At 69.9% G+C, this 11,280-nt stretch carries 9 protein-coding genes; 3 read left to right on the top strand and 6 right to left on the bottom strand.

Annotation, left to right across the window (positions count from 1 at the left end; all coding sequences use genetic code 11):
• Positions 1–33: 33 nt before the first annotated feature.
• The 5 genes from ACFXBC_RS33710 to ACFXBC_RS33730 form a co-directional block, all read right to left on the bottom strand.
• Positions 34–1,497 carry a catalase gene (locus ACFXBC_RS33710; protein WP_385033446.1) on the bottom strand — a complete coding sequence of 488 codons (1,464 nt, stop codon included), beginning with the start codon at positions 1,495–1,497 and terminating at the stop codon, positions 34–36.
• 309 nt (positions 1,498–1,806) lie between these two features.
• Positions 1,807–3,621: a SpoIIE family protein phosphatase gene (locus tag ACFXBC_RS33715; RefSeq protein WP_385033449.1), complete on the bottom strand. Its 1,815-nt coding sequence runs from the start codon at positions 3,619–3,621 to the stop codon at positions 1,807–1,809.
• A gap of 226 nt (positions 3,622–3,847) precedes the next feature.
• Positions 3,848–4,513 carry a DUF402 domain-containing protein gene (locus ACFXBC_RS33720; RefSeq protein WP_385033452.1) on the bottom strand — a complete coding sequence of 222 codons (666 nt, stop codon included), beginning with the start codon at positions 4,511–4,513 and terminating at the stop codon, positions 3,848–3,850.
• Positions 4,514–4,638: 125 nt separating this feature from the next.
• The gene (locus ACFXBC_RS33725) at positions 4,639–6,027 is read right to left on the bottom strand and encodes a class II fumarate hydratase (RefSeq protein ID WP_385033454.1); all 1,389 of its coding nucleotides are present in this window, start codon (positions 6,025–6,027) and stop codon (positions 4,639–4,641) included.
• Between the two features lie 116 nt (positions 6,028–6,143).
• Positions 6,144–7,808 carry a fumarate hydratase gene (locus ACFXBC_RS33730; protein ID WP_385033457.1) on the bottom strand — a complete coding sequence of 555 codons (1,665 nt, stop codon included), beginning with the start codon at positions 7,806–7,808 and terminating at the stop codon, positions 6,144–6,146.
• A 239-nt stretch (positions 7,809–8,047) separates the two neighbouring features.
• On the opposite strand from ACFXBC_RS33730, the gene ACFXBC_RS33735 reads away from it, so the two are divergent.
• Together ACFXBC_RS33735 and ACFXBC_RS33740 are read left to right on the top strand one after the other, a co-directional pair.
• A complete protein-coding gene (locus tag ACFXBC_RS33735; RefSeq protein WP_385033459.1) occupies positions 8,048–8,734 on the top strand; it encodes a DUF1707 domain-containing protein in 687 nt (228 codons plus the stop codon).
• 161 nt (positions 8,735–8,895) lie between these two features.
• A complete protein-coding gene (locus ACFXBC_RS33740) occupies positions 8,896–9,264 on the top strand; it encodes a WhiB family transcriptional regulator (protein WP_385033461.1) in 369 nt (122 codons plus the stop codon).
• Between the two features lie 144 nt (positions 9,265–9,408).
• Here ACFXBC_RS33740 and glpX read toward each other — a convergent pair whose 3' ends face one another.
• Positions 9,409–10,440 carry a class II fructose-bisphosphatase gene (glpX, locus tag ACFXBC_RS33745; RefSeq protein ID WP_385033464.1) on the bottom strand — a complete coding sequence of 344 codons (1,032 nt, stop codon included), beginning with the start codon at positions 10,438–10,440 and terminating at the stop codon, positions 9,409–9,411.
• A 126-nt stretch (positions 10,441–10,566) separates the two neighbouring features.
• Here glpX and ACFXBC_RS33750 point away from each other — a divergent pair, with 126 nt between their 5' ends.
• Positions 10,567–11,136 carry a DUF4245 domain-containing protein gene (locus ACFXBC_RS33750; RefSeq protein WP_385033467.1) on the top strand — a complete coding sequence of 190 codons (570 nt, stop codon included), beginning with the start codon at positions 10,567–10,569 and terminating at the stop codon, positions 11,134–11,136.
• Positions 11,137–11,280: the final 144 nt, after the last annotated feature.

The raw sequence follows: 11,280 nt of genomic DNA on the forward strand, positions 1-11,280 counted from the left end.
CGCCGGTCCTGCTCCGTCTCCGGTGCCGCGCCGTTACTCCGGTTTGGCCTTCGCGGCGATCCGGTCGCCCGTCGTCTTGTCGATGTTGCGCCAGTACTGCAGCGCCCGGTCGAGCACCGGGGCCGAGACACCCTGCGCCAGATGGCCGACGACATTGTCGACGAGCCGTGCGCGCTGCTCGTCGTTGTGGACCTGGCGCACCATCGTGCCCGGCTGGCCGAAGTCGTCGTCGTCCCGGCGCAGCTTGTACGCCTCGCGGACCATCTCGCCCGCCGTCTGCCAGCCCGCGGGCTCCCCGAAGCGGGCGGTGTCGGCCGCCGGACCGCCGTACGAGTTCGGGGCGTACGGCGCGGACGCCGCGGACGGCTCGTACCGCATCGGCCCGTCCTTCGCGTACGAGTTGACGGGCGAGCGCGGCCTGTTCGGCGGCAGCTGCGTGTAGTTCGGGCCGATCCGGTAGCGGTGGGTGTCCGGGTACGAGAACAGCCGGCCGAGCAGCATCTTGTCGGGCGAGGGACCGATGCCGGGCACCATGTTCGACGGCTCGAAGGATGCCTGCTCGATGTGGACGAAGTGGTCGTCCGGGTTCTTGTTGAGCGTCATCCGGCCGACGTCGATCAGCGGATAGTCGCTGTGCGGCCACACCTTGGTGAGGTCGAACGGGTTGAAGCGGTAGTCCGGGGCGTCGTCGAACGGCATCACCTGGACCTTGAGCGTCCACGAGGGGGCGTTCCCCGACCTGATCGACTCGAAGAGGTCCCGGCGGTGGTAGTCCGTGTCGCATCCGGCCATCGCGTCGGCGTCGGCCTGGCTGAGGAAGTCGATGCCCTGGTCGGTCTTGAAGTGGTACTTCACCCAGAACTTCTCGCCCGCCGCGTTCACCCACATATAGGTGTGCGAGCTGTAGCCGTTCATGTTCCGCCACGTCCTGGGGATACCGCGGTCGCCCATCAGCCAGGTCACCTGGTGTGCGGACTCGGGCGAGAGCGTCCAGAAGTCCCACTGCATGTCGTTGTCGCGCAGCCCGTTGTCCGGGCGGCGTTTCTGGCTGCGGATGAAGTCCTGGAACTTGATCGGGTCACGGACGAAGAAGACCGGCGTGTTGTTGCCGACCATGTCGTAATTGCCGTGTTCCGTATAGAACTTGAGCGCGAAACCGCGCGGGTCGCGCCAGGTGTCGGGCGAACCCATCTCACCGGCGACGGTCGAGAACCGGGCCAGCATCTCGGTGCGCTTGCCCGGCTGGAAGACATCGGCCTTGGTGAACTGGCTGACGTCGTTCGTCACTTCGAAGATCCCGTACGCACCGGAGCCCTTGGCGTGCACCACCCGCTCGGGCACCCGCTCCCGGTTGAACTGCGCCATCTTCTCGATCAGATAGGCGTCCTGCAGCAGCACCGGACCGTCGGAGCCGACGGTGAGCGAGTGTTCGTCGCTCTCCACCGGGATCCCCGCGTTGGTGGTGGTGTGAAGGGCCTTCCGGGGTGCCTCGCTCACGAGCGTTGTCCCATCGTTCGAGGGGGTTGAGGTCGCTTCGTCCGCGTGCCCCAGTGAACCGTCCCGACACCTGGTCGGCAACATTTCTCTGCGTTGGGGTGAAGCCGGACAGCAGAGGGCCCGGTGGGCGTCCATGCACCTGCGGACACGCACCGGGCCCACCCGGCCGACGTACCGGGGCCACCGCCCAATACCCCGCGTACCCCGGCAGAAGCTGCCTGCGCCTGGATCCCGGACTACACCGGGGTCCCGGACTACACCGGGGTCCCGAACTACACCTGGATCCCGAACTACACCTGGATCCCCGAACTACACCTGGATCTCGAACCAGACCACCTTGCCGGTGGAGAGCCGGGTCGCCCCCCACCGCCGGGCCAGCCGGTTCACCAGGAACAGTCCGCGCCCGCCCTCGTCGGTCTCCCGGGCCCGGCGCTGGCGCGGCAGCTGCGGCGAGTCGTCGCCGACCTCGCAGCGCAGTACGTCGGTGCGCAGCAGCCGCAGGGTCACCGGTCGCTCCGCGTACCGCACGGCGTTGGTCACCACCTCACTGACCAGCAGCTCCACCGAGTCCGACATCTCTTCGAGGCCCCAGCGCTCCAGCGCCCTGCGCACCAGCCGCCGGGCCCGGCGGGGGGCCTGCTCCTCCGGGTCGAGGAACCAGTAGGCGACATCGCTCGGCGCGATCCCGTCGAAGCGGGCCGCGAGCAGCGCGATGTCGTCGTCCCGGTCGCCGGGACCCAGCATGTCCAGCACGTCGTCGCAGAGGGCTTCGAGCGGCGGCGAGTGGTCCGGGCCGGTCAGCTCGGCGGTGGCGGCGAGCCGCTCCCGGAGCTGCTCGATCCCCGTCCAGACGTCCCGCAGCCGCGACTCGACCAGACCGTCCGTGTACAGCAGGAGGGTGGCACCGGCCGGCGCGTCGAGCTCGACCGCCTCGAAGTCCACCCCGCCCACCCCGATCGGGGCGCCCGGCGGGACCCGCAGCACCTCCGCACGGCCGCCCAGATGCAGCAGGACCGGCGGCGGGTGGCCCGCGTTGGCGATGGTGATCCGGTGCGCCACCGGGTCGTACACCGCGTACAGGCAGGTCGCCATCCGGTCCGAGCCGAGCCGCTGGGCCTGCTCGTCCAGATGGTGCAGCACCTCGGCCGGCGGCAGATCCAGCTGCGCCAGGGTCTGGGCCGTCGTCCGCAGCTGGCCCATGATCGCGGCCGATGTCATGGAGTGCCCCATCACATCGCCCACGACCAGCGCGACCCGGCTGCCCGGCAGCGGGATCGCGTCGTACCAGTCACCGCCCACCCGTGCGGTCTCGGCCGCCGGCAGATAGCGGGAGGCCAGTTTGACGCCGGTCGGCTGGGGCAGTGAGTCCGGCAGCATGGTGCGCTGGAGCTCGTCCGCGATGTACGCCTCGCGCCCGTACAGCACCGCCTTGTCGATGCCCAGCGCGGTGTGGGTGGCCAGCTGGGCGGCGACCAGCAGGTCGTTGGGCTCGAAGGGCGGCCGGTCGGGACGGCGTACGAAGACGGCGGCGCCGATCACCCGGCGCCTGCCCCGCAGCGGGGCGAGGATCGTACGGTGTCCGTTGGGTACGGTCCGGTCGGGGCCCAGCAGCTCGGGCAGCGCGGCGCGGGCCGCGGCGGAGTCACCGAAGACCGGGCGCACACCCCGCAGCACCTCGGCGAGCGCGCCGCCCGGGGCCACCTCGCACAGCTGGGCCGCGAGCGGTTCGGGCTGCTCGTCGGAGTCCTCCTCGTCCACTAAACGCAGCCGGTCGGTACGGCGCAGCCGCAGCACGAACGGGACCACCGGCCGCTCGTCACCGACCGGCAGCGGATCGCGGAGGAAGACGAGTATCGCGTCGGAGAACGTCGGCACGGTCGCTCTGCACAGCCCGAGAACGATCTCGTCGAGGTCTATGCCCCGCGCGATACGGCGGGTGGCAGCCCCCACGAACCGGAGTCTGTCGCCCTCGCTGCGCCCGGGGGAGACCGCGGGGGCGGGCGGGGGCGCGGGGATGGACCCGGCGGCCGCCACATCGGCGTCCTGCTGCCGGGCGCGAGTGGGTTCGTGCGGCCGGGCAGCGGCGGGCTGCCGGCCTTCGTGGGAGGTGGTGTGCTCCGTCACGCGAGGGATTCCGTCCGTCCGAGGCAGGTGTGCGATGCAACCGCTTCGAGGGGTCGTATACCCGTTGTCATGGCTGCACCCCCCTGTAGTGACTTGGTAGTGACTTGCCGGTAGTGACTTGCGGTCAGTTCAGCTGCTGCACAGGTTCGTTGTCATGGGACCGTGGCAGGGCGCAGCCTTGCGGAGGACGATCCTACGTTTGATCCCCGGGGGCGCATCAAGGGTCTCACGACGGCACGTACGCGGGCGTGCGGTCCCAGTCGTCCGGCAGGACCGGCACGGTCCACTCCGGATCGGGCCGCCAGTCCTCCCAGCCGTCGGTGAAGGGCGGACCCCAGGACTCGATCAGCCCGACCGCCGCCCGGCCCGCCCGGCGCACCCGCGCCGCCTGCCCGGCGTCCATCAGCCCGGCCTGCTGGGCCTGGGCGAACTCGTCCTCGTCCAGCCACTGCCAACTGCGGTCGGGCAGCACCGAGATGTCCAGGAAGTGATCCTCCGAGTCGACACCTCCGGCCCACCGGCGGTGCGGCTCCTCCAGGTTCACGTACCAGCTCTTGAAGCGCCATCCCCGGTCCCACCAGAGCCACACCGACCAGGGTTCACGGGGCCGGGCCAGCTTCAGCACACCCATGCCCCACCAGCGGTCGCGTACGACGCTGCGGGGTCTGGTGTACCGGGTGGCCAGCGGTTCGCGGTGCACGGGGGTCCCGTCGGCGAGCTCCGGTTTCATGCACTCGGTGCCGGGTGCCAGCCAGACCGCGAGCAGCTCGTCGGTGTCCTGCACGACCGTCACCGGGCGGCAGATGTGCAGGCGGTCGGAGCCGTTGCCGCGGTAGCGCCAGAGGATGTGGTCCCCGGGCGCCCAGTGATGTGTTCCCCCTGCACCTGTCATGCGGAGATCTTAGGAGTACGGAGGGTGCGGCGCAGCGATCCGGGTCACGCGGTTGCCGGGGGCCCGCCGGCGCGGCCCGCGCCCGGGGAGGCCCGGGAGGCCGTTTCCGGCCCCTCGGCGCCCGGTCACGGCCGCGTCATGCTCAGGACGTCCAGCGCCGCGTCCAGCTGCTCGGCTGTCAGATCGCCCCGCTCCACATACCCCTCGTCCAGCACGACGTCCCGGATGGTCCTGCGCTCGGCCACCGCCCGCTTGGCGACCTTCGCGGCCTCCTCGTACCCGATGTACTTGTTCAGCGGAGTGACGACCGAGGGGGAGGACTCCGCGTACTCCCGGGTGCGCTCCGGGTGGGCGGTGATCCCGTCGACCGTGCGGTCCGCGAGCAGCCGTGCGACGTTGGCCAGCAGCCGCACCGACTCCAGGACGTTCTTGGCGATCACCGGCAGCATCACGTTCAGCTCGAAGTTGCCGGCGGCCCCGGCCGCGGCGACCGTCGCGTCGTTGCCCGTGACCTGCGCCGCCACCATCAGCACCGCTTCCGGGATCACCGGATTGACCTTGCCGGGCATGATGGAGGAACCGGGCTGGAGGTCGGGCAGCGAGATCTCGGAGAGTCCGGTGCGCGGGCCCGATGCCATCCAGCGCAGATCGTTGGAGATCTTCGTCAGCCCGGCCCCGATCGTCCGGAGCTGCCCGGACGTTTCGACGATGCCGTCCCGCGCGCTCTGTGCCTCGAAGTGGTTGCGGGCCTCGGTCAGCGGCAGCCCCGTCGCCCCGGCCACCTCGGCGATGACGGCGGCCGAGAAGCCGGGCGGGGTGTTGATGCCGGTGCCCACCGCCGTACCGCCCAGGGGCAGTTCGGCGAGGCGGGGCAGCGAGGAGTGCAGCCGCTCGACGCCGTACCTGATCTGTGCCGCGTACCCGCCGAACTCCTGGCCCAGGGTGACCGGTGTGGCGTCCATCAGATGCGTACGCCCGGACTTGACCACGTCCGAGAACTCATCGGCCTTGCGCTCCAGCGCCTCGGCCAGATGTTCCAGCGCCGGGATCAGATCACGGGTGACGGCCGCCGTCGCCGCGATGTGGATCGAGGAGGGGAAGACGTCGTTGGACGACTGCGAGGCGTTCACATGGTCGTTGGGGTGCACCGGGCGCCCCAGCCGCTCGGTGGCGAGCGTGGCCAGGACCTCGTTCATGTTCATGTTGGACGAGGTGCCGGAGCCGGTCTGGAAGACGTCCACCGGGAACTCGGCGTCCCACCGGCCGTCCACGACCTCGGCCGCGGCCTCCTGGACCGCCTGCGCCAGATCCTCCTCGACGACTCCGAGACCGGCGTTGACCTTGGCGGCCGCCGCCTTGATCCGGGCCAGCGCCTCGATATGGGCCCGTTCCAGGGTCTGCCCCGATACGGGGAAGTTCTCCACGGCGCGCTGGGTCTGGGCGCGCCACTTGGCGCCGGCCGGGACCCTCACCTCACCCATGGAGTCGTGTTCGATCCGGTACTGCTCAGTCATCGTCGTACCTCCACATCGGACAGCAACGTCTGACGGAGAGGTGTTCCCGGTCCCGGGCGGAAGATCACCCCTGGTGCCCGCCGGCCGGACGGCACCAGGGGCCAGTGCCGAGGGGGCTACGCCTGCCCGGGGGCGCGGACGGGGATGCTGAGGACGGTGGGGGACTCGGCGGGCGCCCGGAAGAAGTCGTTCCCCTTGTCGTCCACCACGATGAAGGCCGGGAAGTCCTCGACCTCGATCTTCCACACCGCCTCCATGCCCAGCTCCTCGTACTCCAGGACCTCGACCTTCTTGATGCAGTCCTGGGCGAGCCGGGCCGCCGGGCCGCCGATCGAGCCGAGGTAGAAGCCGCCGTGGCTGCCGCACGCGTCGGTGACCTGCTGCGAGCGGTTGCCCTTGGCGAGCATCACCTTGGAGCCGCCCGCGGCCTGGAACTGCTCCACGTACGAGTCCATGCGGCCGGCCGTCGTCGGGCCGAACGAACCGGACGCGTATCCCTCGGGGGTCTTGGCGGGGCCCGCGTAATAGACCGGGTGGTCCTTCAGGTACTGCGGCATCTCCTCGCCCGCGTCCAGCCGCTCCTTGATCTTGGCGTGCGCGATGTCGCGCGCCACCACCAGCGGCCCGGTCAGCGAGAGCCGGGTCTTGACCGGGAACCTGGTCAGCTCGGCGAGGATCTCGTCCATCGGCCGGTTCAGGTCGACGGATACGACGTCGCCGTCCTCCAGGTGCTCGTCCGTGGTGTCGGGCAGGAAGCGTGCCGGGTCGGTCTCCAGCTGCTCCAGGAAGACGCCTTCGGCGGTGATCTTCGCGACGGCCTGCCGGTCCGCCGAGCAGGAGACGGCGATGGCGACGGGCAGCGAGGCGCCGTGCCGGGGCAGCCGTACGACGCGGACGTCGTGGCAGAAGTACTTTCCGCCGAACTGCGCGCCGATGCCGATCTTCTGCGTCAGCTCGAAGACCTTCTGTTCGAGATCCGTGTCGCGGAAGCCGTGCCCGGTCGGCGAGCCCTCGGTGGGCAGCTCGTCCAGGTAGTGCGCGGAGGCGTACTTGGCGGTCTTGAGCGCGAACTCCGCCGACGTACCGCCCACGGTGATCGCCAGGTGGTACGGCGGGCAGGCGGCCGTACCCAGCGAACGGATCTTCTCCTCCAGGAACTTCATCATGGACGCCTCGTTGAGGACGGCCTTGGTCTCCTGGTAGAGGAACGACTTGTTGGCGGAGCCGCCGCCCTTGGCCATGAAGAGGAACTTGTAGGCGCCGCCGTCGGTCGCGTACAGCTCGATCTGCGCCGGCAGGTTCGAGCCGGTGTTCTTCTCCTCCCACATGGTGAGCGGAGCCATCTGCGAGTACCGCAGGTTCAGCTTGGTGTACGCGTCGAAGATGCCATGGGACAGCGCCTCCTCGTCACCGCCTTCGGTCAGCACGTTCTGGCCGCGCTTGCCCATGACGATCGCGGTGCCGGTGTCCTGGCACATCGGGAGGACGCCGGCGGCCGCGATGTTGGCGTTCTTCAGCAGGTCGAGCGCGACGAACTTGTCGTTGGACGACGCCTCGGGGTCGTCGACGATCTTGCGCAGCTGGGTGAGGTGGGCCGGGCGCAGATAGTGCGAGATGTCATGCATGGCCGCGGCGGCGAGGGTGCGCAGCGCCTCGGGCTCGACCTTGAGGAACGTACGCCCGTCGGCTTCGAAGGTGGAGACGCCTTCCGCGGTCACCAGCCGGTACGGCGTGGTGTCCGCTCCCACGGGAAGCAGATCGGAGTACGCAAACTCTGGCATGACGGCCATTCCTCACTCGGCAGACGCGGGCTGGCCTCCATCGGCACAGCATTCACCAGCCTAGAACCATGGGGTGGGGCCGCGGTGGTGAGGTAGGACTCACCTGGGGGTGGCTCTCGGGAGGTGCCGTATCGGCGGCTCCCGGGATGTGCCGTACGAACGCCGGCCGCGGAAACCTCCGGGCGAGACGGCCGGACAACCACTAGTCGCGATCTATCGCGTTTGGGTACGCTGGGCCGGTGGACCTCGAAAAGCATGCCCAGCAGCCGCAGCCCGTGCAGTCCGTGCAGCCCGTCGGCATCCGCGCGTCCGACGCCGACCGCGACCGGATCGCGGACATCCTCAGGGATGCACTGGCCGAGGGGCGTCTCGACGCCGAAGAGCACTCCGAGCGGATCGAGGCGGTCTACCGCGCGAAGACCCTCGCCGAGCTGGAGCCGCTGGTGCAGGACCTGCCCGCCGCAGCCGGCAGCCACCCCGGCCCCGCCGTCGCGGCCCGGCCGGTCGCGGAGGACCCGGACGCGCCGGTCACCGCCGAGAACCTGGTCGCGGTCTTCTCCAGCTCGACCAGGAAGGGCCGTTGGCGCGTCGGCCGCAGGACGAACGCCTTCTCGCTCTTCGGCAATGTCGAGATCGACCTCACCGAGGCGCTGTTCGAGCAGCGGCTGACCGTCATCAACGCCACTTCGATCTTCGGCAATGTCGAGGTCAGGGTCCCGGAGAACATCACCCTGCGCGGCAGCGGCACAGGGATCTTCGGCAACTTCGAGGTCGAGACGCTCGAATCGGAGAATCCGGAGGCGCCGGTCGTGGTGGTGAACGGCTACTCGGTCTTCGGCAACATCGAGGCGAAGCCGAAGCGGGGCAAGCTGGTGGCGGACCTGCGCGGCATGGTCGACAGGAAGCTGCGCAAGCACCTGGGGTAGGCGACCGGGCCGGCCGGGCTTGGCCCAGCGGCGGTGCCCCGGGCGGCAGTTGGGCGACCGGCGGGTCCGCCCTGGCCGGAACTCAGTGCATAGGCGTGCGCACAGCGGGTAGGGACTGCAGCATCGTCTCTCGCTCGCGAAGCCGTCGTCAGGAGTAGACCGTGCTGCATCCGCCGCATCAGTCCCTGCAGGTCGCTGCCGTGCCACCGCAGCGCGTCCCGGCACGGGAGGATCAGGCAGGGCCCTGGCATTCGGAGGCGGTGTGCCGCCGGGACGAGGCGGGGCTCTTCTTCGCGCCGTCCAAGGAGCCGACCGCGGCCAGGCTCGCCCGCGAGGAGGCGGCGAAGCGGGTCTGCGCCCGCTGTCCCGTACTCGTGGAGTGCCGGGAGCACGCCCTGGTGCAGCCCGAGCCGTACGGAGTCTGGGGCGGGCTGACGGCCGCCGAGCGCCGCGTGGTCCTCGCCCGGCGCAGGCGCCGCGAGGTGGAGCTCAGGGGCACGGTCCAGGACCCCATGGCACAGGCGGGCTGATCACGCGCACAGGCATACAGCGCGTACACGGGCATACAGCGCGTACGCAGGCGTACGGAAAGGGCGCCCCCAGCCGCACACGGGGGGCGCCCTTTCCTGCTTGTTGGCTTGTTGCTCCGGATCCGGCCGGTCCTGCCGTGCTGCCTACTTGGCCCGGTCGAAGTCCACCGTGCTGTACGCGCGCAGCTTCGACAGCCGGTGCGTCGAGTCGATCTGCCGGATCGTGCCCGACTTGGAGCGCATGACCAGCGACTGCGTCGTCGCGGTCTCGGCCCGGTAGCGCACCCCGCGCAGCAGCTCGCCGTCGGTGATGCCGGTGGCCACGAAGAACACGTTGTCTCCGCTGACCAGGTCGGTCGTGGAGAGCACCCGGTCCAGGTCGTGGCCGGCGTCGATGGCGCGCCCGCGTTCGGCGTCGTCCTTCGGCCAGAGCTTGCCCTGGATCGTGCCGCCGAGGCACTTGATCGCGCAGGCGCTGATGATGCCCTCGGGCGTACCGCCGATGCCCATCAGCAGATCGACGCCGGTCCCCTCCCGTACGGCCATGATCGAGCCCGCGACGTCGCCGTCCGAGATGAACTTGATCCGGGCGCCGGTCTCCCGGATCTCCTTGACGATGCCCTCGTGGCGGGGGCGGTCGAGGATGACCACGGTCACGTCGTCGGGCGAGGAGTTCTTCGCCTTGGCGACCCGGCGGATGTTGACCGAGACCGGGGCGTTGATGTCGACGAAGTCGGCGGCCTCGGGGCCTGTGACCAGCTTGTCCATGTAGAAGACGGCCGACGGGTCGAACATGGAGCCGCGGTCGGCGGCGGCCAGGACCGCGATGGCGTTCGGCATGCCCTTGGCGTTGAGCGTGGTGCCGTCGATCGGGTCGACCGCGATGTCGACCTCGGCGCCGGTGCCGTCACCGATGTGCTCTCCGTTGAAGAGCATCGGGGCTTCGTCCTTCTCGCCCTCGCCGATGACGACGACGCCGTTCATGGAGACGGTGGAGACGAGCGTACGCATCGCGTTGACCGCGGCACCGTCCGCACCGATCTTGTCGCCGCGCCCGACCCAGCGGCCGGCGGCCATCGCGGCGGCCTCGGTGACCCGGACGAGCTCCAGGGCGAGGTTGCGGTCCGGGGCCTCCGGGGAGACCTCCAGCTGGGAGGGGAGATGATGCTCGGTCATCGGCACGCACCTTTCTGATACGACGACGGCCGTATGTAGAGGGTTCGTTCGATTCTATCGTCCGGTCGATAAAATGAGCACCGGGGCCCACGCATGAGCAGCGCGAGGACCTGAGACGATGGGCCCGTGGCAGGTACGCGAAGCAAGCAGACAGTGCGCGGAATGATCCAGTCGATGGTGGTCATCCTGGCCGCCGTCGCGGTCATCTACGTGTTCGTTCCGCATGGTGGCACTTCGGAGCCGGTGAAGACCGTCGACTACCGCGTGGAGCAGCTCACGGCCCAGCGCGCGGCACCGTATCCGGTGCAGGCGCCGGTCGGGCTCCCGAAGGGGTGGAAGGCGACCTCCGTCTCGTACACCCAGGACGACGGCCATGCGTGGCACCTGGGCTTTCTGGACCCGGAGGAGCAGTACGTCGCGGTGGAGCAGTCCACCGGGCCGTCCGACAAGTTCGTCACGACCGTGAGCAAGGACGCGTCGAAGACATCGCAGACCCAGCAGGTGGGCGGCGAGACCTGGCAGCGCTGGAAGGGCCCCAAGTACAACGCTCTCGTACGCCGGGAACACGGCTCGACGACCGCTGTGACCGGTACGGCGCCGTACGGGCAGCTCGCGCAGATGGCGGCGGCGCTGAAGGCGGAGAAGACGGAGAAGGCGGAGACGACCGGGCAGTCCGGGCAGTCCGGGCAGTCGTAGGGATCGGGGCGGCAGCAGTAGTTACTGCTTCCTCCGCCTGTGCTTTCTCCGCCTTCCGCCGGCCCGTAGGCATGTTGCGTCCGGGGGGCCGCTGGAGTCGGCCGCGACCGGTGCACACGGAGAGGCCGCCGCACCCTCGGGGTG

This window comes from Streptomyces sp. NPDC059398 (genome assembly GCF_042751845.1).
Lineage (GTDB): Bacteria > Actinomycetota > Actinomycetes > Streptomycetales > Streptomycetaceae > Streptomyces.

Coding starts and splice junctions, on each gene's coding strand:
- ACFXBC_RS33725 (WP_385033454.1), bottom strand. CDS start 6,027: ATGACTGAGCAGTACCGGATCGAACACGACTCCATGGGTGAGGTGAGG.
- ACFXBC_RS33730 (WP_385033457.1), bottom strand. CDS start 7,808: ATGCCAGAGTTTGCGTACTCCGATCTGCTTCCCGTGGGAGCGGACACC.
- ACFXBC_RS33720 (WP_385033452.1), bottom strand. CDS start 4,513: ATGACAGGTGCAGGGGGAACACATCACTGGGCGCCCGGGGACCACATC.
- glpX (WP_385033464.1), bottom strand. CDS start 10,440: ATGACCGAGCATCATCTCCCCTCCCAGCTGGAGGTCTCCCCGGAGGCC.